This window comes from Nocardia sp. NPDC003979, assembly GCF_053605015.1.
Window position 1 is genome coordinate 1 of record NZ_JBSGIJ010000013.1, and the last position, 25,511, is coordinate 25,511.

Below are 25,511 nucleotides of genomic sequence, written 5' to 3' on the forward strand. Positions count from 1 at the left end.
TGGTACTGCACTCGACAGGGTGTGGGAGAGTAGGACACCGCCGGACAATCATTCACGAAAGCCCTCTGACTACGGTCAGGGGGCTTTCGTCGTTTACGCGCCCTTGTGTGTTATCCGAGTGGTCCCGACCCGTCACCTTCGACGGGCTGTCGACGAGCGGCCGGCTGCTAGGCTCGGCGCAACATGGAGCGGAAGGCGGTGAAGCATCATGGCTACGACCAAGATCCGGACGCATATCCGTGCGGCCCGCTCGACCGTATATCGACTGCTGCTCCACCCGGATGCGGTGAAGGTCTGGATGGTGCCCGACGGCATGACCGGGGTGGTGCACCGGTTCGAGCCCGAGGTCGGTGGCTCTTTCTCGATCACCCTGTCCTACGACGTCGGTGAGGAACCCCAGCACGACGCTTACTACGGGCGCTACCTTGCCCTCACCGAGGACGAAGAGGTCGTCGAAGTCCTGGAGTTCGTCACCGAGAAGCCGGAACTGGCGGGGGCGCAGAGTGTCGTCTTCACGCTGTCCGACGGGGCCGACGGTGGCACCGAGCTGGACGTGGTGCACGACGACCTACCACCAGGTCTGGATCCGGCCGACAACGAGGCCGTTTGGCGCACGGCACTATCCAAGCTCGCGGCCATGGCGGAGCAGACGTAACGCCCCGATGCCGTGGTAGCGCGACCGGAGACCGACGTTCTCTCATCGGTCATGAGGTCGGACATGCGACAGCTCGTTGCTTGATTGTTATCGCCGACAACAAATCCTTTGCTCAATCCGCTGTGCAATCGGACGGCCTCGAATAAGTTGTCGAGCACAACATTCGCTCCAGCTCGTCCGCCCAGCGGGCGGTGGTTCCACGAAAGGCCCACCCTCATGCGTCAGGGGATCTTCGGCATCGCGGCCGTCTCGATCGCACTTCTCACCTCGGTCACCGCCTGCGGTGGTGATGACAGCAGCTCCAGCTCGGGCAGCGGCGCCAAGATCGGCGTGATCCTGCCCGACAGCAAGACCTCGGCGCGGTGGGAGACGGCGGATCGCAAGTACCTGCAACAGGCGTTCGACGAGGCCGGGATCAAGGCCGACATCCAGAACGCGCAGGGCGACAAGAACGCCTTCCAGACCATCGCCGACCAGATGATCACCAACGGCGCCTCGGTGCTGATGATCACCAACCTCGACAGCGGCACCGGCAAGGCTGTGATCCAGAAGGCCAAGGCTCAGGGTGTCACCGTCATCGACTACGACCGGCTCACGCTGGGCGGCGGTGCGCCCTACTACGTCTCGTTCGACAACGTGAAGGTCGGCGAGCTGATGGGCAATGGCCTGGCCAAGTGTCTGACCGACAAGCAGGCCGTGAAGCCGGTCGTCGCGTATCTCAACGGCGGTCCGACCGACAACAACGCGACCCTGTTCAAGAACGGCTACGACGGTGCCCTGGCGCCGAAGTTCGCCGCGGGCGGGCTGGTGAAGGGGCCGGACCAGGCTGTGCCGGAGTGGGACAACACCAAGGCCGGCACGATCTTCGAGCAGATGCTCACCGGCACACCGAACCTCGGCGGCGTCGTGGCGGCGAACGACGGGCTGGCCAATGCCGCCATCGCGGTGCTGAAGAAGCAGAAGCTCAACGGTCAGGTGCCGGTGACGGGCCAGGACGCGACCGTGCAGGGACTGCAGAACGTGCTCGCCGGCGATCAGTGTATGACCGTCTACAAGGCGATCAAGCTCGAGGCCGCCGCGGGGGCGAAGCTCGCCATCGCGCTGGCCAAGGGGGAGAAGGGCGAGGCGAACAGCACCGTCGACGATCCCGAGTCGAAGACGAAGGTGCCCGCGGTACTGCTGGAGCCGAAGGCGATCTTCAAGAACAACGTCAACGATGTGGTCGCGGACGGATTCGTCGACAAGGCCGAGCTGTGCGCGGGTGAGTTCGCCAAGCTCTGTGCCGACAACGGCGTGCGCTGATGGACACCCCGGTCATCGAATTACGGGGTATCGACAAGAGTTTCGGCCCCGTCCACGTCTTGCACACGGTTGATTTCTCGGTCTACCCAGGCGAAGTGACCGCGCTGGTCGGCGACAACGGCGCCGGCAAATCGACCCTGGTCAAATGCATCGGCGGCACCCATCCGATCGATGCGGGCGAGATCCTGTTCGAGGGCGAACCGGTGCAGATCGGCAACCCACGTGACGCCGCCGAGTTCGGCATCGAGATCGTGTATCAGGACCTTGCGCTCTGCGACAACCTCGACATCGTGCAGAACATGTTTCTCGGCCGCGAACGTAAGCACGGGATCGTGCTCGACGAATACGGCATGGAGGAGCTGGCCGGGCGCACCCTGGCCGGGCTGTCGGTGCGGACCGTCAAGTCGGTGCGGCAGAAGGTGGCGAGCCTGTCGGGTGGTCAGCGCCAGACCGTGGCCATCGCCAAAGCGGTGCTGTGGAACAGCAAGGTGGTGATTCTGGACGAACCGACCGCCGCACTCGGCGTCGCCCAGACCCAGCAGGTGCTGGAACTGGTGCGCCGGCTGGCCGACAAAGGTCTTGCGGTGGTGCTGATCTCACACAACATGAACGACGTGTTCGCGGTCTCCGACCGGATCGCGGCGTTGTATCTGGGCCGGATGGCCGCGCAGGTCCGCACCACCGACGTGACCCATTCGCAGGTGGTCGAGCTGATCACCTCCGGCCGCAGCGGCAGTCTCGGGGTGAAGGCATGAGCACGACGGTGACGGAGAAGAGCACGGCCGCGACGGCTCCGGTCAGCGAACTGGTGAACTCGTATGTCGGACGGGTGCGCAGTGGGAACATGGGGGCGTTGCCCTCGGTGATCGCGCTTGTGGTGCTGTCGGTGGTGTTCTGGATCGCGCGGCCGGTGTTCATGACGCAGGGCAATATCGCGAATCTGTTCACCCAGGGCGCCGCCATCGCGGTGATCGCCATGGGGTTGATCTTCGTACTGTTGCTCGGTGAGATCGACCTGTCGGCCGGGTTCACCAGTGGTGGGTGCGCGGCGGTGCTCGCGGTGCTGCTCACCGACAAGGGCTGGCCCTGGTATTCGGCGGTGCTCGTCGCGCTGCTCACCGGTGTGGTGATCGGGCTGGCCATCGGGGCGATCGTGGTGAAGATCGGGGTGCCCTCGTTCGTGGTGACCCTCGCGGCGTTCCTGGCACTGCAGGGCGTGGCGCTCAAGATCATGGACAACGGGCGCAATATCTCCATCCACGACGAGACCATCCTGGCCATCGCGAACAAGAACGTGCCGCCGCTGCTCGGCTGGGCGATGTACGCGGTGCTGCTCGCCGGGTTCGGGTTCGTGCAGTACCGGAAGCTGCGGGCACGTAACCAGCTCGGGCTAACCGGCGAGAGTGCCCCGGTGGTGACGTTGCGGATCGCGGCGGTGGCGGTGGTCGCCGGTGTCGCGGTGGCGATCCTCAACGACGAACGCAGCCGCAATCCCGAAGTCAACTCGTTGCAGGGCATGCCGATCGTGGTACCGATCATCGTGGCGTTGCTGCTGCTGTGGACGTTCGTGCTCAACCGCACCTCGTTCGGGCGCCACATCTACGCGGTGGGCGGCAATGTGGAAGCGGCTCGGCGCGCGGGCATTCCGGTGGACCGGATCAAGATCAGCGCCTTCGTGCTCTGTTCGACGATGGCCGCGGTCGGCGGTTTGATCGCCGCGTCGCGAGCCAACTCCGTCGATCCGAACACCGGTGGGTCCGATGTGCTGCTGACGGCAGTCGGCGCGGCGGTGATCGGCGGCACCAGCCTGTTCGGTGGTCGCGGCCGGATGCTCGACGCGGTGCTCGGTGCCGCCGTGGTCGCGGTCATCAACAACGGGATGGGCCTGATGGGCTACAGCGCGGGCACGAAATTCGTTGTGACAGGATTTGTTCTGCTGCTCGCGGCGGGGGTGGACGCGCTGTCGCGCAAGCGTTCGCTGCCAGGAAGTTGACCGACGACGGGGAAGGGAGGGCGGCCGGATGAAAGCAGCACCCTCCCCGGACGAGATCCGCCGCCGGAATCTCGCGGTGCTGCTGCGCCACGTCCACGTGAGCGGCCCGTTGTCGCGGGCGGAGCTCGCCGAGCGGATGGGCTTGAACCGCAGCACGATCCTCGCCCTGACCACCGACCTCGCCGCCGCGGGGTTGGTGCGGGAGGAATTGCCGGGACAGACCGGGAAAGCGGGGCGGCCGTCGCTGGTGGTGCGCCCCGAATCCGACCGGGTCTATGTCCTCGCGCTGGACGTGGGTGCCGACCGGCTCGCGGTGGCGCGCGTCGGTTTGGGTGGCGCGATCATGGACCGGTGCGAAATACCCCGTGACACGGGCACTTTCGATCCGGATGAGGTGATCGCCGAACTGGCGCGAATGACGGAATCGATGATGGACGCGGCGCACAAGGGTGCGGTGTGCGTCGGTGTGGGGCTCGCGTTCTGCGGGATGGTGCGCGAGCGCGACGGCGTGGTGCGGTACGGGCCCAATATCGGGTGGGTGGATGTGCCGGTCGGGGCGTTGCTGTCCGAAAGGCTCGGTGTGCCTGTCGCGGTGGGCAACAACGCGAACCTCGGTGCGATCGCCGAGCGTGAACGTGGTGTCGGGGCGGGGGTACGCGACCTGATCTACCTGCACGGTGAGGTCGGGATCGGCGGCGGCGTCATCATGGGTGGCGAATTGCTCGGTGGCGAAGGCGGGTACGGCGGCGAGGTCGGGCACATGATCGTGAATCCCGGCGGCCGGGCCTGCCGGTGTGGCTCGCGGGGCTGTCTGGAAGCCGAGGCCGGGGAACTCGCCCTGATCGCGGCGGCCGGTCGCAGCGACCTGACCGGCCGGGCGGCGGTCGCGGCGATCGTCGACGCGGCGGCGCGCGGCGACGCCGACGCCCGCGACGCGCTGCACCAGGTGGGAGACTGGCTCGGGTACGGCGTGGCCAATCTGGTCAACGTGTTCAACCCGACCATGGTGGTGTTCGGTGGGGTCCTGCGCGAGATCTACCTGGCTGCCGCGGCGCAGGTGCGCAGCCGGCTGGCGGTCGACGGACTGCTCGCGCTCCGCGAGCGGGTCCGGTTGCGCACTTCCGCGCTCGCCGACGACGCTCCGCTCGTCGGCGCCGCCGAACTGGCCTTCGCCGAGCTGCTCACCGATCCGTTGCAGACGTTGGCCCGCGCGCAACAGGGTGACCTGCGCGCGAGCGCCGAGTAGATTTGCCGATATGCCAAGCGACCTGCAGTTGAAGATCATGAACGGCGTTCATCGAGCACTGCTCGCGGTGACCGGTGGGCGCATCGGGAAGACCGTGATGGGGATGCCGTCGCTCGAGCTCACCACGATCGGACGCAAATCAGGGCAGCCGCGTTCGGTGATGCTCACGGCTCCGATCCTGGAGGAGGACCGGATCGTCGTCGTCGCCTCGCGCGGTGGCGATCCCACCCATCCCGCCTGGTTCCTGAACCTGCGCGACAACCCCGAGGTCGAGGTCGCCGTGCAGAACGGTCCGCGCACACCGATGATCGCCCGCGTCGCGACGGAAGCCGAACGGGCGGATCTGTGGCCGCAGGTCGTCGCGACGTACAAGGGATACGGCGACTACCAGACCAAGACCACTCGCGAGATCCCGCTGGTTCTGCTCACCCCGCGCTGACCGGTCAGCGCACCGCGTCGTCGGCGCGCGGGACAACGGTCGAGGCGGGCACCAGGTTCCAGGCCTCCAATTGCTTGCGGATCTGCTCGGCGGCGTCGATATTGAGCGGTCCGCTCGTCCACAGGGCGTAGGGCAGGTTGAAGAAGCGGCTCTCCCGCACCGCCCGCAGGTTGTTGATGCCGGGCTTGCCGCGCAGTATGTCGACCTTCTGCGCGTAGGTCTGGCCGGGGTAGTCGACGAACATGATGGCGTCGGGGTCGGCGGCGGCCAGGCGCTCCCAGGAGACCTTGGTCCAGGTGTCGGCGACGTCGTCGAGGATGTTGCGGGCGCCCGCCGCCTCCAGGATCGCCTGGGGTGCACCGAATTTCCCGCTCGAGTAGATGGTGTCGGTGCCGCTGTCGAAGAGGAAGACGGTGGGGGCCTTCGCCGGTTTCGGAGCGGCCGCCAGGGCAGCCAGCCTGGTGTCGAGATCGGCGGTGACCTCGCTCGCGCGGGCGGTGCGGCCGGTGATGACACCCAGATCGGTGAGATCGGTGCGCAGCGCCGTCCACGGTTCGACGGTGCCGCGCGCGGCGCCCCCGTCGGCCTGGCGGCAGCTCTCGGTGAGCACGTAGGCGGCGATGCCGTCCTTGCGTAGGGAGGCGGGGGTGAGGTTGCTCGCCTCGTCGTAACCGTAGCTCCAGCCCGCGACCATCACGTCGGGACGTTGCGCGAGAACCGTTTCGCGCGAAGGGTATTCGGGGGCGACATCATTGAGTCCGTCGACGAGTTCGGCACCGTAATGGGCGCGCAGGGTGGCCGCGTCGCGTTTGACGCTGGAGACCGCCGCCACCTGATCCTGGGCACCCAGTGCCAGCACCATCGAGATGAGATTGCCGTCGTTGACGAACATGCGCTGCGCGGGTGCCGGAAAACGAGTCTCCACACCGCAATTGCGGACCGTCACGGTGGTCGCGGATTCGGCGGACGTTCCGGTACAGGCCGCGAGTACGGCGGCGAGTGCGGTGGTGGCCAGGATCCGGCCGGGATTCTTGTTCATCGTCGTGCCTCTCGCGGGGTGATCAACAGGTGGTCCTCACCGGTGACCGGATGCCGGACTCGGTTGGCGTCGACACCGAACACCTCGGCGACGACGGCGGGGGAGAGCGCTTCGGCCGGCGGTGCGGGCGGACGCGCACGTCCCTTGTGCAACACGATGATCCGATCGCAATAGCGGTCGGCCAGCGACAAGTCGTGCAGGGCGGCCACCACCGTGCGGCGCAGACCGCGGACCAGGGTGAGCAATTCGAGCTGATGGGTGACATCGAGATGGTTGGTCGGCTCGTCGAGCAGCAGGACGGGGGTGTCCTGGACGAGTGCGCGGGCCAGCAGGACGCGTTGACGTTCGCCACCGGAGAGTCGGCGCACCGGTCGTGCGGCGAAGCCGTGCAGGTCGACCGACGCCAGAGCCTGTGTCACCCGCTGTTGTTCGCGTGGTGCGTCCAGACCCCACGGCGGCAGGTACGGGGTGAGCCCCAGCGCGACGACCTCGCCGACCAGCATGTCGTCGGGTGGTATCTCGTCCTGGGCGACCAGCGCGACGGTCGCGGCGCGGCGGCGGGGCCGCAGATCGTGCAGGACCTGGTCGTCGACGAGGACCCGGCCGGAACGGGGGCGGTGCACACCGGACAAGGTGCGCAGCAGCGTGGTTTTGCCGCTGCCGTTGGGGCCGACGATGCCGACGGTCTCACCCGGCTCGATCGAGAAGTCCACCTCCGCGAGAACAGTGCGCCGGCCGATGGCGCAGGCGAGCTCGCGCGCACCGAGCCTGCCGTGTTCGAGAAGCGGCGGTTCGTCGGTGCTCATGAGGTACCGAACCGGTAGCGGCGTCTGCCCATCAGCAACAGGAAGGTGGGGGCGCCGATGAGGCCGGTGAGGACACCGACCGGAATCTCGGTGGGGCGCACCAGCACCCGGGTGGCGGCGTCGGCGACCACCAGGAACAACGCCCCGCACAATGCGCAGGCGGGCAGCAGATCGCGATGCCGTGGGCCGACGATCATGCGCGCGGCATGCGGGACGACCAGGCCGACGAAACCGATCCCACCCGACACCGCGACCAGCACACCGACGAGCACCGCGAGCAGCACGAACAACCCGATCCGCAGGCCGGTCACCGGCACACCGAGGGAGGAGGCGGTGTCGGCGCCCAGGGTGAGGGCGTCGAGCCAGCCCGCGATCGCGACCAGGATCGTGGCACAGAGCGCGACGACGATCAGCGGGAGGGCAAGGGTCGACCAGTCGGCGCCCGCGAGGCTGCCGAGGAGCCAGAACAGCACCGATTCGGCGGCGGCGGGATCGGTGCTGCGGAACACCAGGTAGCTGCTGCACGCGGCGAAAGCCGAGCCGAGCACGGTACCGGTGAGCACCAGCCGCAACGGGGTGAGTCCGCCCTGCGCAAGGGCGATGAGGAACACGAGGGTCGCCGCACCGAAAGCGCCCGCCAGCGCACCGCCGGACAACGCCCACATGCCGGCTCCCGCGAACAGGCCGGAGGTGATGACGGCCGCCGCGCCGACGGCCGCGCCGGAGGAGACACCGAGCAGGTAGGGGTCGGCGAGCGGGTTGCGGACCAGGGTCTGCATCGCGGCGCCCGCCACCGCGAGACCGGCACCGACCACGGCGGCGAGGATGGTGCGTGGGACGCGCAGCTGCCAGACGATGGTGTCGATGCCGGGGTCGGTGGGGGTGGTTCCGGTGAGCCGGGCGCCGAGGGTGTCGAGTACCGCGCGCACGGGAACGGTTTCCGCGCCGAAGCCGGTGGCGGCGATCATGGCGACCAGCAGCAACACCGCGAGCACGGGTAGTGCGAGCGAGATCCGTGCACGGATCATCGCGGATTCTCCAGAGGCAAGGCGCGGCCCTTTCAGAGGGTGCCCGGCGAGGGAGGTCTGACTTTCGCCGTGAGGCGATCACAGTGGCGCGACCGTCCCGGAATTGCACCGGATTCCCGCACCCACCGGGGATGACTCACCGACTGTAGCGCGGCACCGGGTGCCGGCACAGCGCCGGGTTCGGCTCACGGTAAGGCAAAGGGTGTTCGCCGGTTTGTCCGGTTGCTTGAATCCGGGTATGTACCGATCGAACACCTCTGGGCACGGCCTGCGTGGCCGCGTCACCGCCGCGTTTCTCGCGGTGGCCACCGCCGCGACTCTCGGCCTGACCGGATGCGCGGGCGGTGACGACAAGCCGCTCGGCACCCCCGACGCACCGCTGCCGACCGAGGTTCCGCCGGGTACCACCCTCGTGGTCGCCGACCAGCAGGAGCGGTTGCAGAATGCGCTTCGGCTCTCGGGGGAGCTGGACAAGCTGCCCTTCAAGATCGAGTTCGCGAACTTCGTCGGCGGGCCGGCGATCCTGGAGGCATTCCGGGCCGGGGCGGCCGATGTCGGCCAGGTCGGTGACGTACCGCCGATCCACGCACTCGCGGCGGGACAGGACGTGCCGATCGTCGGTTCGTACCAGACCAACCCGCAGGCGCTGAAACTCGCTGTCGCCCCGGGCTTGTCGATCACGAAGCTGACGGACCTGAAGGGGCGCAAGATCGCCTACGCCGAGGGCACCGCCCAGCAGGCGGCGGTATTGAAGGCACTGAGCAAGGCGGGTCTGAAAACCGGTGACGTGCAATTGATCCGGTTGCAGCTCGCGGAGTTCCTCGACGCGGTGCGTACCGGGCAGGTCGAGGTGGCGCCGCTGATCGAACCGAATGTGACCAGGTTGCTGCGCACTCCCGGCACGTCGCTGATCCCGGATTCGGAGACGAGCGGCATCTACAGCGGGCTCGCCTATCTGTACGCGCGGCGTGCCGTGGTGCAGGATCCGGCGAAGGCGGCCGCGACCCGGGCGTTGGTCGGCGCGTTCGTGCGGGCCTGGCACTGGACCAACACCCACAGCGCCGAATGGGCCGACGCGTACTACGTGCGCAATCAGAAGGTGAGCCCCGACGACGCGCGGCGGATCGTGGAATCGCTCGGCACCTATACGTTCCCGCACCTGGACCAGCAGCTGGTCGCACGTCAACAGAGCACGATCGACGCGATCGATGCCGCCGGCGAGTTGCCGAAGAAGATCACCGCCGCCGACGGTTTCGACCTGCGTTTCGACGCGGCGGTCACCGAGGCCGTCACCGCCGGCGGCGCGGCCTTCGCCGGGGCGGTGAGCTGATGGCGACCCTCGAAGCCGGTGTGGTGCGGCGCGTACGGGCACACCGGACCGGCGAACCCGAATTGGCTCCGCGTGGACGCGGCAAGCGAAGGCTCGGCCCCGGCAAGCCCATTCCGTTCGGTTTCGCGCTCGGTCCGGCGTTGCTCGTCGGTGCGTGGGTCGTCGGATCGGCCACGGGTGCACTGGATCCCGAGACATTGCCCGCACCGTGGACGGTCGCGCGGACGGCGGGGGAGCTGATCGCGGACGGGCGATTGCAGTCCAATCTGCTCACCTCGCTGCAACGGGCGGCGATCGGGCTGGTGCTCGGTGTGGTGATCGGGGTGGCGCTCGCGCTGATCGCGGGGTTGAGCCGGATCGGGGAGGCGCTGGTCGACGGCCCGGTGCAGATCAAGCGTGCCATTCCGACGTTGGCGCTGATCCCGCTGTTCATCGTGTGGTTCGGGATCGGTGAGGAGATGAAGCTGATCGTCATCACGACCAGCGTGCTGATCCCGATCTATCTCAACACCCACGCGTATCTGCGCGGCGTGGACGCGCGCTATGTGGAGCTGGCCGAGACGGTCGGGCTGTCGCGGTGGGGATTCCTGCGCCGCGTCGCACTGCCCGGGTCGCTGCCCGGCTTCTTTCTCGGGCTGCGGCTCGCGGTCACCATTTCGTGGCTGGCGCTGGTGGTCGTCGAACAGGTGAACGCGACCAGCGGCATCGGATACCTGATGACGCAGGCGCGCACCTACGGGCAGATCGACGTGATCGTCGTCGGCCTGGTGATCTACGGATTTCTCGGACTCTTCGGCGACCTCGCCGTGCGGACAACGGAACGGAAGGTGCTGGCATGGCGACAGACGCTGGGCGACTGATCGAGCGCGACGACCGCGCGGTGGTGCGGACAAGGGGCCTCACCCGGGGCTTCGGGCAGCGTGTCATATTGCGGGGTATAGATATTGCGATCCGTCGCGGAGAGTTCGTGGCACTGCTGGGGCGCAGCGGGTCCGGGAAGAGCACACTGTTGCGCGCCCTGGCCGAACTCGACGGGCAAGTACCGGGGTCCGGAGAACTGACCGTTCCCGCGCGGCGCGCTGTGGTTTTCCAGGATTCGCGGCTGCTGCCCTGGGCACGGGTACTCGACAATGTGGTGCTCGGACTCACCGGCCGCGACGCCGCCGAGCGGGGCCGGTCAGCGCTGGCCGAGGTGGGCCTCGGTGGGCGCGAGAAGGCGTGGCCCCGTGAGCTTTCCGGTGGCGAACAACAGCGGGTGGCGCTGGCCCGATCGCTGGTGCGTGAGCCGGAACTGTTGCTGGCCGACGAACCGTTCGGCGCGCTCGACGCCCTCACCAGGATCCGCATGCACTCGCTGCTGCAGGCGCTGTGCGCACGGCACCAGCCCGCCGTGTTGCTGGTGACCCATGACGTGGACGAGGCACTGCTGCTGGCCGACCGGGTGCTGGTCCTCGACGAGGGTCGTATCGCCATCGATCAGCGCATCGACATCGCCCGACCGCGCAGGCACGCCCACCCCGAGTTCATCCGGTTGCGTGAGGTGCTGCTGGCCGGGCTCGGCGTGGACACCACCGACCTCGAGACAGTGAGGCAGGCATCGTGAACGCACCTCGGCAATTGAGTCTGAACGCCTTCATCTACCCGTCCGGTCATCACGAGGCCGCTTGGCGGCATCCCGACAGCCGGCCGGACCGCATCTACGACGTGACCTACTACCAGGAGATCGGGCGCACCGCGGAGGCGGCGAAGCTGGACGCGGTGTTCTTCGCCGACGGGCCCGCCTTGCGTACCGATGTCCGCCACAATGCCGCGCCGGGGCTCGAACCGATCACGCTGCTCACCGCGATCGCGTCCGCCACCACGCATCTGGGTCTCATCGCCACGGCGTCGACGACCTATTACGAGCCGTACAACCTCGCACGGTTGTTCTCCTCGCTCGACCACATCTCGGGTGGCCGGGCCGGCTGGAACATCGTCACCACCGGAACCGACGTGGCGGCCGCAAATTTCGGGCTCGACCGGCATCCCGACCATCGTGAGCGGTATGCCAGGGCACGTGAATTCGTCGACGCGGTGGTCGCGCTGTGGGACAGCTGGGAAGACGACGCGATCGTGCTCGACCGGGCGGCGGGCATCTACGCGGACGCGGACAAGATCCATCCGATTGATTTCGTCGGTGAATACCTGCGTGTGCGTGGACCTTTCAGTTCGGCCCGGACACCACAGGGACGCCCGGTGCTGGTGCAGGCCGGTGCCTCCAACGAGGGCCGTGCGTTCGCGGGTCGGTACGCCGAGGCGATTTTCACGGCGCACCAGCGCCTGTCGGATGCCCAGGCCTTCTACGCCGACATCAAGGCCAAGGCCGCGGAGTACGGGCGCGACGCCGAGGAGGTGCGGATCCTGCCGGGCATCAGCCCGTTCATCGCCGACACCGAGTCCGCGGCGCGGCGTCTGGAGCATGAGTTCAACGAGCTCACCGTGCCGGAATACGGGTTGAAGCAACTGGAATCGATCACCGGGACGTCGCTGCGCGGGTACGCGCTCGACGAGGTGGTGCCGGTGGAGGTCTTCGCCGGGGCGGGCGATGTCACCGACAACGCGCGCAGCAGGCTGCAGGTGGTGGCCGGAATCGTCGAACGCGAACGGCCGACGCTGCGCGGGTTGCTGCACCGGCTGGCCGGTGCGCGCGGGCACCGGGTGATCGCCGGAACCCCCGAGCAGATCGCTGACACTATCGAGGAATGGTTCACCCACGGCGCGGCCGACGGATTCAATGTGATGCCGCCCTGGTACCCGGGCGGGCTCGAGGTGTTCACCTCGACGGTGGTGCCGATCCTGCAGGAGCGCGGCCTGTTCCGCACCGAGTACTCGGGAACGACATTGCGCGACCACTTCGGTCTCGCCCGGCCCGCGAGCCGATTCGCGCCCGAACCGGCGAGTGTTGGATGAGCGACGAAAGCTGTTGTCCGGCTCATAGCGATGGATCGGTCGCCGGGCGGTGATGCTCGACGATTCTGCTGTTCGGCTGCGGACGCTTGTGCTGCCGGTCTTCGCGCCGATGGTGTTGTACGGCATCGGAACCGGTGCCGCCGCACCGATGTACGCGCTGCGGGCACTCGATCTCGGTGCGTCGGCGGGTGCGGCCGGTTTGATCGTCGCGTTGAGTGGGCTCGGGATGGTTCTCACGGATCTGCCCGCTGGGCGGATCGTCGCGCGGGTCGGGGAGCGGGCCGCGATCGGTGTCGGCAGCGGGCTGGGTCTGGTCGGCGTGGTCGCGGCGATCCTCGCGCCGAATCTCGGTGTGCTGGCGGTGGGTTTGCTGCTCATCGGTGCGGCGGGCGCGGTGTGGGGGCTGGCCAGACAGACCTATCTGGTGTCGGTGGTCGCGCCGGAGCAGCGTGGGCGGGCCATGTCGACATTGGCTGGTGCGCACCGGTTGGGGTTCTTCTGTGGGCCGTTCCTCGGTGCGGCACTGGTGCACGGGTTCGGTCCGATCGGGGCACTGTGGTTGCAGCTCGTGACCACCGTGGTGGCGGCCACGGCGATGCTGACGATCCGCTCGGGTGCACCGGACGAGCCGTCGTCACGGCCGCTGCACACCGTGGTTTCCGAAAACCGCAGGGCGTTGGGCACTCTCGGCCTCGCGGCGGTCGCGGTCGGGGCGGCACGCGCGTCGCGATCGGCGCTGCTGCCGCTGTGGGCGGTGCACCTCGGTATCGATGCCGCGACGACGAGTCTGCTGTTCGGGCTGGCGGGTGCGATCGACGTGCTCATGTCCTACCCGGCCGGCGTGTGGCTGGACCGGGCGGGCAGCCGCGTCACCGGCGTCGCCTGCGGCATCTGTTTCGCCGCCGGTTACGCGGCACTGCCTCTCACCGATTCCGTGCTCACCATGGGCGCGGCCACCATGTTGCTCGGCCTGGCGAACGGGTTGAGCAACGGTCTCATCATGACCGTCGGGGCGTTCGCCGCCCCACCGGACCGGCGCGCCGAATTCCTCGGCGCGTGGCGCGTCACCCACGACGCCGGGATGTTCGCCGGGCCGGTCGCGGTCGGGCTGGTCGGCACCTTCGCCGGGCTGGCCGCCGCTGGTGGGCTCCTTGCGGTCGCCCTCGGGCTCGGGACGGTCGCGATGTATCGGTGGTTTCCCGGGCCGATCTCGCGTACCGACGGCTGACCAGGGATTCGTCAGGAAGCCCTGGGGCAGTCGGAATCCAAGCGGGGCAATGCGATCAGGGCGTCGGCCGGATCGACCCGGCCCATGGCTGTGCGCTATCGCGCGGGTGGCTGCCACTCAGGGTCGCGACCGGTGACACCGAGGATCCGGTCGATGAGCGGGGCATCGGGGGAGACCGGTACTTCGGGCCCGTAGATTCCCATGCCGCGCCCTTGCTCGGCGGTGGCGGCGGTTTCGGCGTAGACGTCCGCGAGGAGATCGTCATCCCATGACACCGGCGTGCCGAGCGCTCGGGACAGGTCCCAGCCGTGCACGATCAGCTCGCCGGCGACCATCCCGCCGATCATCGCCGAGGGCAGTTCCGTCGGGCCACCCATGTGGGTGACGCCCTCCCACGCCGCGGGGTCACGCCAGATGGCGGCGAGTTCGTCGAGCTGCGTTTCGAGGGCCGCCGCCCACTCTGCGGTGACCAGGTCGACGTCGGATTCGGCAGCGGCAGGCGGCGGAACACTTTCCTTACGACCCGCCCCGATCAGCGACGGGCCCCAGAACAACAGGTGATTGAGCAGAGCACGCACATCGAACTCGGCACATGGTGTCGGCGCGGTCAGCTGATCCGGTGTGACAGTACGGATGATCTTCGACAACGGCACCGCAGCGCGGGCCACACGTTCGTTCTCGGACATGGGGCCAGCCAACCACCGGCGGCCATCCGTGTCTTGAACAAACGCGACATACACTCCCGGCGTGCAGCGAGACCCACGGGAACTCGGCGGTGCGTGGCGGACCTCGCAACGCCACACCTTCACCGAGCCGCCCGCCGAGCTGGCGGGATACGTGGAACGGTTCTGGGCGGTAGCCTGGAATTACGAGCTGCCCTACCGCCAGCTGGTCGTACCGCTGCCCAATGTCCACCTCACCTGTCGGGACGGACGCGCCGAACTGCACGGCCCGTCGTCCTCACACGTGTATCGCGAGCTCTCCGGCATCGGCTCCGTGTTCGGGGTCGCCTTCCGTCCGGGGATGTTCCGGCCGGTCCTCGGCGCATCCGTCGCGTCGTTGCGCGACCGGACGATCGACGCCACAACGGTTTTCGGACCCAGCGTGACAAGTCTCACTGATGTCGAAGCGGCCTGCCGGTTCCTCGAAGCCCGGCTGCCCACGCCCGATCCCCGCGCCGATCTCGCGGCGCGGGTGGTGGCCGGTATCGCCGCCGACCCCACCGTGACCAGGGTCGACGAGGTGGCGGATCGGTTCGGGACCACGGTGCGCGGGATGCAGCGGCTGTTCGCGGAGTACGTCGGAATCGGTCCGAAATGGGTGATTCGGCGGTATCGGCTGCGGGAGATCACCGAGCGCCTCGCGACCGGAGAGGAGGTCGACTGGGCGACGCTGGCCGCCGACCTCGGATACGCCGACCAAGCCCACCTCAGCCGGGATTTCCGCACCGTTTTCGGGGAGCCGCCGACGGGTTACGCCCAGCGATACGACGGCTTCGGCGGCTGACGATCGTCGGGCCGGGGCCGCGGCGGGCGGCCCCTACAGTGGAAATATGTCGACGTTCGAGCGGCATCCGTCCACCGTCGCGGACTACGACGACGCGCGACGGCGGGCACGGCTGCGTGAAACCCGGGTAGGACTCCGGCGCTGGGGGCGCGTCCGGATGACGGCGATGCGAGCGGTGGGGGTGGTGCTCGTCGGGCTCATCGTGTTCGCCCAGTACTGGAAGTACGACGTGATGCCCGAGCGGGCTCGGCTCGAAAAGACCGCACCAGATCTGCTGCCGGTGTCGTTGCCCGCCGACTCCCGGGATTGGGACACCGCGGTGGTCGATCTGGTCGGTCTCGGCGGGGTGAACGCCGTCCCGACCGCGTCGGCGCTGCCCGCGCTGAACCGGCTGGGCGTGGTGTGGGCGGTGCGTTACGACGACGCCGGTATCGACACCAAGGTCATCGCCGACATGATCGTGCGTGCCGCCCGCTACGGCGCCGTGCGCAATATCGTGCTCGTGGGGCACAGCATGGGCGGGGTGGTCGCGCTCGAGGTGGCCCGCCACATCCATCTGGGCAGTGACCGGCGATTGGTCGGGGTGGTTCTCGACTGCACGCCGATCGATCTCCACGCCGTTCGCCCCGAAAGCCGCAGTCGCGGAGCCGAACTGCTGCGTTGGACCGGCTGGCTGCCGGGCGCGCGGGAGAGCAGGCTGCTGCGCTTCACTGTCGAAATGGCGGCCAGGCGTGAACGTTTCACCGTCCCCGGTGCTCCGCTGCCCGGGATCGACTTCGGTGAACTGCGCGAAGTGGCCGAAGAAGTGTTGCGCGACAAGATCTTCTCCGAGAACGCGGCGAGCAACGGCCTGATCGAATCGCAGTTCCTGGCCATCGTTGCCGGCGGTGGCGCCGCCGATCTGCGGGCGCTCGCCCGGCCGAACCCCGATCGCGAAAGCCCGGCAATCGTGTTCATCCGCCCCGGCGACGCCGCGCGCGACGACGTCGTCGATGTCGAGTACTCGCACCGGGTGCTGGCCGAACACGCGGGCGGAGTCGACGGCAACCTGCTCGTCGTGCGGGCGGCCGGAACCGGTCACGCGAACCCCATACAGCGACCGCGCGAATACAACGCCGCGATCGAGTCGCAGGTGCTGCCGTTCCTGTTCCGCTATCAGCAGGCGGTCCGCGACCGCCGGTGAGGAATCAGCGCACCCGGGAACCGAGGATGGTACGCACCCCGGCGATGAACAACTGCAGGCCGAAGTCGAATCGTGCGGTGGCGTCCGGTGTCTCGAACAGGGGAGTGTTGTCGGCGGGCAGGGCACCGACCGAGTCCATCTGCATGCGCGACTGTTCGTCGACGGTCTGGCCGAGCACGTAGTACAGCAGGGTGTAGGCCGTGAGCTCGGCTTCCTCCCTCGTCATGCCCGCCCGGATCACGATGCCGGCCAGTCGTTCTCGTGCCTTGCTCGTGGTCAACCGCGACGCGTAGGTCGCCGAGACCAGTTCGGCACCGTCACGGTAGGCGAGCAGGCAGTCGCGCAGCCGATGCGCGAGCTCGGTGAGTTGGTCGGGCCACTCGGTGGCGGCGATCGGCTCATCCATCGGCGCGAGGATCCGGTCGGCGACGGCGCCGAGCAGCGACTGCTTGTCCTTGACGTGCCAGTACAGCGCCCCCGGCTGCACCTGCAGCGACCCGGCCAACCTGCGCATCGTCAGATCCGCCAGCCCGTACTGATCCAGAATCGTCACCGCGGCATCGACCACGTCCGTCTTCCGCAGCTGCACAGGTGTCCTTCCGCCGATTCGCGACCCGAGTGTCGTGACTCACTACTTCCCGCTACCCTATCCTGAACACCGTTCAAGTTGCACGGCCACCACCATCACCAGCGGCGCGTGCACGCCCCCGACGAAGGGACATCACGTCGTGACGCAGGCACCCGTCCGTACCGACATTCTCGCCATCGCCCGTGAGCAGGTGCTCGAGCGCGGCGCCGGCCTCACCGAGGAACAGACCGTCGAGGTGCTGCGCCTGGGCGACGACCAGCTCGAAGCGCTGCTCGAGCTGGCCCACGAGGTCCGCATGAAGTGGTGCGGGCCCGAGGTCGAGGTCGAGGGCATCATCAGCCTCAAGACCGGCGGCTGCCCCGAGGACTGCCACTTCTGCTCGCAGTCGGGCCTGTTCCAGTCGCCCGTGCGCGCCGCCTGGCTCGACATCCCCAGCCTCGTCGAGGCCGCCAAGCAGACCGCCAAGACCGGCGCCACCGAGTTCTGCATCGTCGCCGCCGTGCGTGGGCCCGACGAGCGGCTGATGGCACAGGTCGCCGCCGGTGTGGAGGCCATCCGCAACGAGGTCGACATCCAGGTGGCGTGCTCGCTGGGCATGCTCAACCAGGAGCAGGTCGATCAGCTCGCCGCCATGGGCGTGCACCGCTACAACCACAACCTCGAGACCGCCAAGTCGCACTTCCCGAAGGTCGTCACCACCCACACCTACGAGGAGCGCTGGGACACCCTGCGCATGGTGCGCGAAGCCGGCATGGAGGTGTGCTGCGGCGGCATCCTCGGCATGGGCGAGACCATCGAGCAGCGGGCGGAATTCGCCGCGCAGCTGGCCTCGCTCGAGCCCGACGAGGTGCCGCTGAACTTCCTCAACCCCCGCCCCGGCACCCCCTTCGGTGACCTCGAGGTGCTGCCCGCCGCCGACGCGCTGCGCGCCATCGCCGCGTTCCGGCTCGCGCTGCCGCGCACCATCCTGCGTTTCGCGGGCGGTCGCGAGATCACCCTCGGCGACCTCGGCGCCAAGCAGGGCATGCTCGGCGGCATCAACGCGGTGATCGTCGGCAACTACCTGACCACCCTCGGCCGGCCCGCCGAATCCGACCTCGACCTGCTCGGCGAACTGAAGATGCCGATCAAGGCGCTCAACGAAACGCTGTAAATCGCTGTGTACGATCGGGAATCGACCAGGGCCGACACGGCGACCGAGGAGGTGACCGCCATGGACGAACGCTACAACCCGTTCACGGGCAAGCGGATCGTGCCAGGGCTCGACGACGCGATGCCCGCGGCCGCCGCGCTCGGGCTGGAACCGCCACGGTTCTGTGAGCAGTGCGGGCGCCGGATGGTCGTGCAGATCAGCCCCGACGGCTGGTGGGCCAAGTGCTCGCGGCACGGCGTCACCGAATCGGCCCAGCTGGAACGCCGGTAGTGGACGCGGTGAGCGAGCCACGGCCGCAGGTGCTGCGCCGCGAGGTGATCGGCGTCGGTGCCGTGATCGTCGCCGTTCTCGCGGTGAGTGCCGCCGCCGGTGTGGTGTGGGGTCTGCTCGCGCCGACCGAACGGTTGCGGGTGACCCAGCCCGGCCGGGCCGCGGTGCTCACCGGCGAGAGCATGCATCTGTTCGACGCCGTCGGCATGTTCCTCTGTATCGGTGCGGCGGTGGCGGTGCTCACCACGATCGCGGCCTGGCGGGTACGGATCGTGCGTGGGCCCGCGCTCGTGCTCGGGCTGCTGTTCGCCTCGGCGCTCGGTGCGGCGATCATGATGTGGATGGGGGAATGGGTTGCGGGCCTGCGGTATCCGCGGCCCGATGACCCCCCTGTCGGTCAGATCATCGCCCTGCCCGCCGAAATCGCTACGGACATGGCGCTGCTCGTGCAACCGTTCCTCGCCGCGCTCGTGCTGCTGTTCCTCGCGGCCCTGCATCCCGCCACCGACCTCGGGTCAGGAGCGGCGGGGCTGCTCGGCGATCTGCGCCCCGCCGATTTCGACGACGACGAGGACTATCGCCTGCCCTACGGAGCCGAACAGTATCGGCCCAGCGGCGATTTCGACCCGAGTTCGCAACCTCGGGGCTGAGCCTCCCCACCGCGCTACCATCGGCATATCGGCAGGTAGAGAGACTGCGCGCGGCTCGAGAGGAGCAGTCGTGGCATTCATCGGTGGTGGTCCCGTCGTCGAGGGGATCGATGCGAAATTCTGGCGGCTCACCCAGCCGCTCACCTATCGAGGTGCGGTCGAAACTTTCACCGTGCCCGCGGGATTCCGCACCGACTTCGCCTCGGTGCCCCGTGCGCTCGTCTGGCTCATACCCCGCTACGGTGCCTACACCCGTGCGGCGATCCTGCACGACTATCTGTGCCGCACAGGTGAAGTCGGGCCGGCGGATGCCGACGGACTGTTCCGGCGCAGCCTTCGGGAAGCCGGTGTATCGATACCGCGACGCTGGATGATGTGGGCCGCGGTGCGATGTGGTTCGCGCCTGCGTGGGGCGACGGCGGGCGACGTCCTCGGCTGGTTCCTGATCGCGGTGCCCTCGGTGCTGTTCCTCGCAGTCCCGGTCGTGGTGGTGACCACGGCACTCGTGGTGTTCTGGTTCGTGGAGCTGCTCTTCTGGGCGGTCGGCCGGGTCGCCACCCACAGCGAGGTTCCGCCGCCCGCGCCCCAGATGAAAACGGCCTGACCCGCCTCCGCGCGGGCCGGTAAATCGGTGGATTCCGTCGGACCCGCTGCCTACCCTGGGGACGACGAATTTCGGGGGAGGACCTGGACATGAAGACCGAAGACAAGCAGGCGCCGACCGAGCGGCCCGATCTGGCAGCTTGGCGCAAGCGCCACGCACTGCGCAGTTCGTCCGCGGCGACCGCGGTGCCGAGTGGCCGCACCTATCGACGCTCCACCAAGCACCGTGATCGGCGCTACGAATCCTGACGGCTACGCGGCTTCGCGGGTCAGCACCACCAGCGGCAGCGGCTTGTCCACCTTGGACTGGTAGTCGGCGAGCAGGGGGTTCTCGGTGAGCGCCCAGGCGGCGAACTCGTCGTACCGCTCGCCGGTGAGCACGTCGGCCCTGGCCGCGAACTTCTCCCCGCCGAGCTCGATCGTCACACTCGGGTTCGCCTTGGCGTTGTGGTACCAGGCCGGGTACCGGTCCTCGATGAACGAACTCACATACAGCACATCGCCCCGATACAGCGCGCCGAGCGGAACCACATGGGGCTTACCGCTTTTCGCGCCAGTGGTCGTGAGCAACAGCAGGGTGGCGCCCGCGTAGTCACCGCCCACCTGGCCGCCGTTCTCCCGGAACTCGGTGATGACGTCGTCGTTCCAGCCGGTCATCTCCTCGGCCGAGAACTCCTTGTTCCAAGGGGCATCCGGATCGTCGTAGGAGGTGACTTTTTTCGTATCCGCCGCGTTGTTGTCCATGCGAGCAGTGTGACAGCGACCACCGACAAGTTCGGGCCGTCGACGGCGTCTGCCGAGGTCAGGTCGGTGGGCGAAGAGCGGCGAATTCGTCGGTGACGCGCAGGCCCGAGTCGGTGAAGCGGTAGAGGGCGGCGGGGCGGCCACCCGCGCGGCCGGAAGGTGCCGTCGCGCCGGTGGGGGTGATGACCTTGCGGCGGCTGAGGACGCGCTGGAGGTTGGTAGTGTCCACGTCGTATCCCAGTGCCGCACAGTAGATTTCGCGCAGTGTCGACATGGTGAAGGTGTCGGGGGCAAGGGCGAAGGCGATATTGGTGTAGGAGAGTTTGGCGGCCAGGCGGGTACGGGCGTGGTCGACGACGGTGCGGTGGTCGAAGGACATGCCCGGCAGATTCGACACCGGGTGCCAGGTGGTGTCGGGGGGTAGTTCGGGTTCCGTGGTCAACGGGACCAGGCCCAGGTACGCCGAGGCGATGCGCCGTGGGGCGGGCACGCGGTCGGGGGCGCTGAACACCGACAGCTGCTCGAGGTGGGCCAGTTCGCGCACGTCGACCTTCTCGGCGAGCTGGCGCCTGGCCGAGGTGTCGAGATCCTCGTCGTCACGCAGCCTGCCGCCGGGCAGCGACCACGTTCCCTTCTGCGGATCGAGCGCGCGTTCCCACAACAAGACCGCCAGCTCGGGGTGCTTACCGTTCCTACCTGCGGAAACGTCGGAGCCGAAGCGGCGAACCTGGAACACCGCGGTGAGCGATTCGTGGATGGTGTTACTATGGGGCACGTTTTCGATTCTAAGTCGAAAACCTGGTTTGGTGCGAATCGTGGCGCGGATGCCGCTCGCACGAGGAAGGGAGCCACCATGGCGACGACGACTACGCAGCCGACGCTGATGGGTTCGGTCTTCGACGGACCCGGCGGATACGCGGGTGTCGAAGCGACGCCGGAGTGGGCCAAGGAGGTGCGGCGGCTGGCGCGTGAGCGCAACGCCACCATCTTGGCGCACAACTACCAGCTGCCCGAGATCCAGGACGTGGCCGACCACGTCGGCGACTCGCTCGCCCTCTCGCGGATCGCGGCCGAGGCGCCCGAGGACACCATCGTGTTCTGCGGTGTGCACTTCATGGCCGAGACCGCCAAGATTCTCAGCCCGGCCAAGACCGTGCTCATCCCCGACCAGCGCGCGGGCTGCTCGCTGGCCGACTCCATCTCCGCCGAGGAACTGCGCGCCTGGAAGGCCGAGCACCCGGGGGCGATGGTGGTGTCGTACGTGAACACCACGGCAGAGGTGAAGGCGCTGACCGACATCTGCTGCACGTCGTCCAATGCCGTCGACGTGGTCGCCTCGATCGACCCGGACACCGAGGTGCTGTTCCTGCCCGACCAGTTCCTCGGCGCGCACGTCAAGCGCGTGACCGGCCGCGAGAACATGTACATCTGGGCCGGTGAGTGCCACGTGCACGCGGGCATCAACGGTGACGAACTCACCGAGCAGGCCCGCACCCACCCCGACGCCGAACTGTTCGTGCACCCCGAGTGCGGCTGCGCCACCTCGGCGCTCTACCTCGCGGGTGAGGGCGCGTTCCCGGCCGAGCGAGTGCACATCCTCTCGACCGGCGGCATGATCGACGCGGCCAAGGCGTCCACGTCGAACCAGGTGCTGGTGGCGACCGAGGTCGGCATGCTGCACCAGCTGCGCAAGGCCGCGCCCGGCATCGATTTCCAGGCCGTGAACGACCGCGCCTCCTGCAAGTACATGAAGATGATCACCCCTGCCGCGCTGCTGCGCTGCCTGGTGGATAACGCCGACGAGGTGCACGTCGACCCGGCCATGGCCGAGGCCGGTCGCGCGTCGGTGCAGCGGATGATCGCGATCGGCAATCCCGGCGGTGGGGAGTGATCTCCCCGGCGCGATCGAGCGGATAGACGATCATGAACGTCTCGTGGGAGGCCGAGGCCGACCTGGTGGTGATCGGCGGCGGCGTCGCCGGGCTCACCGCGGCCCGCACCGCCTCGCTGCGCGGGTTGCGGGTGCTCACCCTCAGCAAGGGCGGCCCCACCGATACCTCAACCCAGTACGCGCAGGGCGGCATCGCCGTTGTGGCGCCGCAAGGTGATTCGGTCGACTCGCATGTGCACGACACGGTCGAGGCCGGTGCTGGGCTGTGCGATATCGACGCGGTGCGCTCGATCGTCGAGGGCGGTCAGGCGGCGATCGCGGCGCTGACCGACCTGGGCGCGGTCTTCGACCTCGGCCGTGACGGGCAGATCTCGCGGACCCGCGAGGGTGGGCACAGCACGCGGCGCATCATTCACGCCGGCGGTGACGCCACCGGCGCGGAGGTGCAGCGGGCGCTCAATGCCGCCGGGCTGCCGGTGCTCTTCGGTGCCGCCGCGCTGCGGGTGGTGATCGGTCCGGAGGGTGTGTGCGGTGTTGTCGCGGTGTCGGACAACGGTTTCGGCGTGGTGCACACACCCTCGGTGCTGTTGGCCACCGGTGGGCTCGGGCAGCTCTACGCCGCGAGCACCAATCCGCCCGGCGCCACCGGTGACGGGGTGGCGCTGGCGCTGTGGGCGGGAGCGGCGGTGGCCGATCTCGAATTCGTGCAGTTCCATCCGACGGTGCTCTTCACACCGGGTGGGGTCGGGCGGCGGCCGCTGATCAGTGAGGCCGTGCGCGGCGAGGGCGCGAGACTTGTCGACTCCCACGGTGATTCGGTGACCGCCGGGGTCCATCCTCGTGGTGATCTCGCACCGCGCGACGTGGTTTCGCGGGCGATCGCGGCGCGGATGCGGGCGCTCGGTACCGATCACGTGTTCCTCGACGCGCGTCATCTCCCCGGTTTCGCGCAGCGGTTCCCGACGATCACCGCATCCTGCCTGGCCGCGGGTATCGACCCGGCCCAACAGCTGATTCCGGTCGCGCCCGCCGCGCATTACCAGTGCGGTGGAGTATCGACCGATACGTACGGGCGCACCGCAGTGCCCGGGTTGTACGCGGCGGGCGAGGTCGCCAGAACCGGACTTCACGGGGCCAACCGGTTGGCGTCCAACAGTCTGCTCGAGGGGCTCGTCGTCGGTGAACGTGCAGGCGCGGCCGCCGCCGAACGCCTCGGGGTGCGCGCCCGGGTTACGGAGATCGGTTCGTGGACAGCCGAATTCGCCGAGCGGTCGGTTGTACAGCAGGCGATGACCGAACATGCCTCGGTGGTCCGCGACGGGGACGGTCTGGCGCATGCGCTCGAGCGCATCGAGGCGGCGATCGGGACTGAGACCGTGCCGGATCCCGTTGTCGGTGACGTGCGGCTGCCCGCTTCCGACGTGGTGTCGGTACCCGGTGCGGCCGGGCTGACCGACTCTCGTGGGGTGATGCAGTCCGAGCCCGGTGTGGCTTTCGGGGACTCCGGCGAATCCGCGTCCGTGTGGGCGCGACATCTGCGGTATGTCGAGGACGCGGCGTTGACCGTCACCGCCCGGGCGCTGTTGCGTGCGGCGGTGGCGCGCGCCGAGAGCCGAGGGTGTCACACCCGCTCGGACCACCCCGAGGCGGTCGACGTCCAGCGGCACAGCACGATCGTTCGCCTCGATCCGCAGGGTGGATTCGATGTGTCGGCTATGCCGGCAGCTACCGCGGTGGTTTGCGCGCGATGAGCGTCGTCGGCCGTTCCGATGGCAACCGCACTGCGGGGAGGTCGTCGACGGTTTCCAGGCCGATCGATCGATGGCCCCTCGCCGGCGGCCGCTCACATGGGCGGCGCGGCGAAACCTGTAGTACCCGATGAACTGTGGTGAGGCGATGACCTCCCGCTCGACCCGGCGCGAGGTGCGCCCCGAGAACAGGAGTGCAGCAATGACTCTCGATGCCGCGCTGGACCAGGACGAACTGCTGACTCTGATCCGCACCGCCCTCGACGAGGACCTGCGATACGGACCAGATGTCACCACGATGGCGACGGTGCCTGCCGACGCCGTGAGCAAGGCGTCGGTGGTTTCGCGACAGCACGGCACCGTGGCGGGCATCGATGTCGGTCTGCTCGTGCTCGACGAAGTGCTCGGCGCGGGCAGCTACGAGATCACCGGCCGGGTTGCCGACGGGACCCGAGTGGAACCGGGCACCAGCGTGCTGAGCGTCGTCGCGCCGACGCGCGGTCTGCTCACCGCCGAGCGGACGATGCTGAACCTTGTCTGCCACCTGTCCGGCATCGCCACCGCCACCGCGGCCTGGGTGGACGCGGTCGAGGGCACGCGGTGCCAGATCCGCGACAGCCGCAAAACCCTGCCCGGCCTGCGCGCACTGCAGAAATACGCAGTGCGCGTGGGTGGGGGAGTCAACCACCGCATGGGCCTGGGCGATGCCGCGCTCATCAAGGACAACCACGTCGTGGCGGCGGGTTCGGTCGTCGACGCCCTGCGCGCGGTCCGCGAACTGGCACCCGACATCGCCTGTGAGGTCGAGGTCGACAGCCTCGAACAGCTCGACGCCGTCCTGGCCGAGAACGTCGAACTCGTCCTGCTCGACAACTTCCCCCTCTGGCAGACCCAGGCCGCCGTCCAGCGCCGCGATGCCGCCGCCCCCGACACAAAACTCGAGTCCTCGGGCGGCCTCTCCCTCGACCAGGCCGCCGACTACGCGAGCACCGGCGTCGACTACCTCGCCATCGGCGCCCTCACCCACTCGGTGCGCGTTCTCGACCTGGGTTTGGATATGTGAACAGCGGCGCGAGCACAGCGCTCGGTTCAAAGGCGAACCGATGAAGTAGCCGAAGCCTCGACTTCGCGAAACAACTCGCGCGCTGCGGCGTGGATC

28 protein-coding genes are annotated in these 25,511 nt (G+C 68.4%); 21 read left to right on the top strand and 7 right to left on the bottom strand.

The genetic code is table 11. The features are described from left to right. Nucleotides 1-208: 208 nt before the first annotated feature. The 6 genes from ACWEVR_RS24085 (at nucleotide 209) to ACWEVR_RS24110 (ending at nucleotide 5,635) form a co-directional block, all read left to right on the top strand. The gene (locus ACWEVR_RS24085; RefSeq protein ID WP_084457577.1) at nucleotides 209-655 is read left to right on the top strand and encodes an SRPBCC domain-containing protein; all 447 of its coding nucleotides are present in this window, start codon (nucleotides 209-211) and stop codon (nucleotides 653-655) included. Nucleotides 656-871: 216 nt separating this feature from the next. Continuing rightward, nucleotides 872-1,957, top strand: a complete 1,086-nt coding sequence (locus ACWEVR_RS24090) for a sugar ABC transporter substrate-binding protein (protein ID WP_452468824.1) — start codon at nucleotides 872-874, stop codon at nucleotides 1,955-1,957. After that, nucleotides 1,957-2,712, top strand: a complete 756-nt coding sequence (locus ACWEVR_RS24095; protein ID WP_452468825.1) for an ATP-binding cassette domain-containing protein — start codon at nucleotides 1,957-1,959, stop codon at nucleotides 2,710-2,712. The genes ACWEVR_RS24090 and ACWEVR_RS24095 overlap by 1 nt, the downstream gene beginning before the upstream one ends. Beyond that, a complete protein-coding gene (locus tag ACWEVR_RS24100; protein WP_452468826.1) occupies nucleotides 2,709-3,950 on the top strand; it encodes a sugar ABC transporter permease in 1,242 nt (413 codons plus the stop codon). Before ACWEVR_RS24095 ends, ACWEVR_RS24100 begins: the two co-directional genes overlap by 4 nt. 28 nt (nucleotides 3,951-3,978) lie before the next feature. Continuing rightward, nucleotides 3,979-5,196 (top strand): ROK family protein, encoded by a 1,218-nt coding sequence (locus ACWEVR_RS24105; protein WP_452468827.1) that lies wholly within the window; start codon nucleotides 3,979-3,981, stop codon nucleotides 5,194-5,196. A 10-nt stretch (nucleotides 5,197-5,206) separates the two neighbouring features. Continuing rightward, entirely contained in the window at nucleotides 5,207-5,635 is a 429-nt protein-coding gene (locus tag ACWEVR_RS24110; protein WP_067498711.1) for a nitroreductase family deazaflavin-dependent oxidoreductase, read from the top strand. A gap of 4 nt (nucleotides 5,636-5,639) precedes the next feature. Here ACWEVR_RS24110 and ACWEVR_RS24115 read toward each other — a convergent pair whose 3' ends face one another. The 3 genes from ACWEVR_RS24115 to ACWEVR_RS24125 are packed head-to-tail and all read right to left on the bottom strand — an operon-like array spanning nucleotide 5,640 to nucleotide 8,508. Continuing rightward, entirely contained in the window at nucleotides 5,640-6,674 is a 1,035-nt protein-coding gene (locus ACWEVR_RS24115) for an ABC transporter substrate-binding protein (RefSeq protein WP_452468828.1), read from the bottom strand. Beyond that, nucleotides 6,671-7,480 carry an ABC transporter ATP-binding protein gene (locus ACWEVR_RS24120; protein WP_452468829.1) on the bottom strand — a complete coding sequence of 270 codons (810 nt, stop codon included), beginning with the start codon at nucleotides 7,478-7,480 and terminating at the stop codon, nucleotides 6,671-6,673. Before ACWEVR_RS24120 ends, ACWEVR_RS24115 begins: the two co-directional genes overlap by 4 nt. Next, nucleotides 7,477-8,508, bottom strand: coding sequence for a FecCD family ABC transporter permease (locus tag ACWEVR_RS24125; protein ID WP_067498715.1), 1,032 nt, complete (start codon nucleotides 8,506-8,508; stop codon nucleotides 7,477-7,479). The genes ACWEVR_RS24120 and ACWEVR_RS24125 overlap by 4 nt, the downstream gene beginning before the upstream one ends. 238 nt (nucleotides 8,509-8,746) lie before the next feature. Between ACWEVR_RS24125 and ACWEVR_RS24130 the strand changes: the two genes are divergently transcribed. The 5 genes from ACWEVR_RS24130 to ACWEVR_RS24150 are packed head-to-tail and all read left to right on the top strand — an operon-like array spanning nucleotide 8,747 to nucleotide 14,015. Beyond that, entirely contained in the window at nucleotides 8,747-9,838 is a 1,092-nt protein-coding gene (locus tag ACWEVR_RS24130) for an ABC transporter substrate-binding protein (protein ID WP_452468830.1), read from the top strand. Continuing rightward, complete coding sequence (locus ACWEVR_RS24135; protein ID WP_452468831.1) at nucleotides 9,838-10,698, top strand: ABC transporter permease; 861 nt, start codon at nucleotides 9,838-9,840, stop codon at nucleotides 10,696-10,698. The genes ACWEVR_RS24130 and ACWEVR_RS24135 overlap by 1 nt, the downstream gene beginning before the upstream one ends. Then, entirely contained in the window at nucleotides 10,674-11,441 is a 768-nt protein-coding gene (locus tag ACWEVR_RS24140; RefSeq protein ID WP_452468832.1) for an ABC transporter ATP-binding protein, read from the top strand. The genes ACWEVR_RS24135 and ACWEVR_RS24140 overlap by 25 nt, the downstream gene beginning before the upstream one ends. Beyond that, nucleotides 11,435-12,787, top strand: coding sequence for an LLM class flavin-dependent oxidoreductase (locus ACWEVR_RS24145; RefSeq protein ID WP_452468936.1), 1,353 nt, complete (start codon nucleotides 11,435-11,437; stop codon nucleotides 12,785-12,787). The genes ACWEVR_RS24140 and ACWEVR_RS24145 overlap by 7 nt, the downstream gene beginning before the upstream one ends. Before the next feature lie 52 nt (nucleotides 12,788-12,839). Continuing rightward, nucleotides 12,840-14,015, top strand: a complete 1,176-nt coding sequence (locus tag ACWEVR_RS24150; RefSeq protein ID WP_452468937.1) for an MFS transporter — start codon at nucleotides 12,840-12,842, stop codon at nucleotides 14,013-14,015. Nucleotides 14,016-14,110: 95 nt separating this feature from the next. Here the strand turns inward: ACWEVR_RS24150 and ACWEVR_RS24155 are convergent, their stop codons facing one another. Next, nucleotides 14,111-14,701 carry a TIGR03086 family metal-binding protein gene (locus ACWEVR_RS24155; RefSeq protein WP_452468833.1) on the bottom strand — a complete coding sequence of 197 codons (591 nt, stop codon included), beginning with the start codon at nucleotides 14,699-14,701 and terminating at the stop codon, nucleotides 14,111-14,113. Between the two features lie 61 nt (nucleotides 14,702-14,762). Between ACWEVR_RS24155 and ACWEVR_RS24160 the strand changes: the two genes are divergently transcribed. Together ACWEVR_RS24160 and ACWEVR_RS24165 are read left to right on the top strand one after the other, a co-directional pair. Next, the gene (locus ACWEVR_RS24160) at nucleotides 14,763-15,521 is read left to right on the top strand and encodes a helix-turn-helix domain-containing protein (RefSeq protein WP_452468834.1); all 759 of its coding nucleotides are present in this window, start codon (nucleotides 14,763-14,765) and stop codon (nucleotides 15,519-15,521) included. A gap of 46 nt (nucleotides 15,522-15,567) precedes the next feature. After that, nucleotides 15,568-16,704 carry an alpha/beta fold hydrolase gene (locus ACWEVR_RS24165; protein ID WP_452468835.1) on the top strand — a complete coding sequence of 379 codons (1,137 nt, stop codon included), beginning with the start codon at nucleotides 15,568-15,570 and terminating at the stop codon, nucleotides 16,702-16,704. A gap of 4 nt (nucleotides 16,705-16,708) precedes the next feature. Here ACWEVR_RS24165 and ACWEVR_RS24170 read toward each other — a convergent pair whose 3' ends face one another. Continuing rightward, the gene (locus ACWEVR_RS24170; protein WP_452468836.1) at nucleotides 16,709-17,293 is read right to left on the bottom strand and encodes a TetR/AcrR family transcriptional regulator C-terminal domain-containing protein; all 585 of its coding nucleotides are present in this window, start codon (nucleotides 17,291-17,293) and stop codon (nucleotides 16,709-16,711) included. A 139-nt stretch (nucleotides 17,294-17,432) separates the two neighbouring features. Here ACWEVR_RS24170 and bioB point away from each other — a divergent pair, with 139 nt between their 5' ends. The 5 genes from bioB to ACWEVR_RS24195 all read left to right on the top strand — a co-directional run bounded on the left by bioB (nucleotide 17,433) and on the right by ACWEVR_RS24195 (nucleotide 20,218). Beyond that, nucleotides 17,433-18,446, top strand: coding sequence for a biotin synthase BioB (gene bioB, locus ACWEVR_RS24175; RefSeq protein ID WP_452468837.1), 1,014 nt, complete (start codon nucleotides 17,433-17,435; stop codon nucleotides 18,444-18,446). Between the two features lie 60 nt (nucleotides 18,447-18,506). Continuing rightward, nucleotides 18,507-18,716, top strand: a complete 210-nt coding sequence (gene bsaP / locus ACWEVR_RS24180) for a biotin synthase auxiliary protein BsaP (RefSeq protein ID WP_067498764.1) — start codon at nucleotides 18,507-18,509, stop codon at nucleotides 18,714-18,716. Between the two features lie 8 nt (nucleotides 18,717-18,724). Then, the gene (locus ACWEVR_RS24185) at nucleotides 18,725-19,366 is read left to right on the top strand and encodes a DUF2567 domain-containing protein (RefSeq protein ID WP_452468838.1); all 642 of its coding nucleotides are present in this window, start codon (nucleotides 18,725-18,727) and stop codon (nucleotides 19,364-19,366) included. A 70-nt stretch (nucleotides 19,367-19,436) separates the two neighbouring features. After that, the gene (locus ACWEVR_RS24190; protein WP_452468839.1) at nucleotides 19,437-19,970 is read left to right on the top strand and encodes a DUF1353 domain-containing protein; all 534 of its coding nucleotides are present in this window, start codon (nucleotides 19,437-19,439) and stop codon (nucleotides 19,968-19,970) included. Nucleotides 19,971-20,059: 89 nt separating this feature from the next. Then, nucleotides 20,060-20,218 (top strand): hypothetical protein, encoded by a 159-nt coding sequence (locus tag ACWEVR_RS24195; protein ID WP_166655832.1) that lies wholly within the window; start codon nucleotides 20,060-20,062, stop codon nucleotides 20,216-20,218. A gap of 3 nt (nucleotides 20,219-20,221) precedes the next feature. Here the strand turns inward: ACWEVR_RS24195 and ACWEVR_RS24200 are convergent, their stop codons facing one another. Continuing rightward, a complete protein-coding gene (locus ACWEVR_RS24200; protein ID WP_452468840.1) occupies nucleotides 20,222-20,713 on the bottom strand; it encodes a nitroreductase/quinone reductase family protein in 492 nt (163 codons plus the stop codon). A 58-nt stretch (nucleotides 20,714-20,771) separates the two neighbouring features. Further along, on the bottom strand, nucleotides 20,772-21,488 hold the full coding sequence (locus tag ACWEVR_RS24205) for an NUDIX hydrolase (RefSeq protein ID WP_452468841.1): 717 nt from the start codon (nucleotides 21,486-21,488) through the stop codon (nucleotides 20,772-20,774). Nucleotides 21,489-21,566: 78 nt separating this feature from the next. On the opposite strand from ACWEVR_RS24205, the gene nadA reads away from it, so the two are divergent. The 3 genes from nadA to nadC all read left to right on the top strand — a co-directional run bounded on the left by nadA (nucleotide 21,567) and on the right by nadC (nucleotide 25,415). Further along, entirely contained in the window at nucleotides 21,567-22,604 is a 1,038-nt protein-coding gene (gene nadA, locus ACWEVR_RS24210; protein ID WP_452468842.1) for a quinolinate synthase NadA, read from the top strand. 32 nt (nucleotides 22,605-22,636) lie between these two features. Next, complete coding sequence (locus ACWEVR_RS24215; RefSeq protein ID WP_452468843.1) at nucleotides 22,637-24,355, top strand: L-aspartate oxidase; 1,719 nt, start codon at nucleotides 22,637-22,639, stop codon at nucleotides 24,353-24,355. 199 nt (nucleotides 24,356-24,554) lie between these two features. Continuing rightward, nucleotides 24,555-25,415 carry a carboxylating nicotinate-nucleotide diphosphorylase gene (gene nadC, locus ACWEVR_RS24220; protein WP_452468844.1) on the top strand — a complete coding sequence of 287 codons (861 nt, stop codon included), beginning with the start codon at nucleotides 24,555-24,557 and terminating at the stop codon, nucleotides 25,413-25,415. The last annotated feature ends 96 nt before the right edge of the window (nucleotides 25,416-25,511 follow it).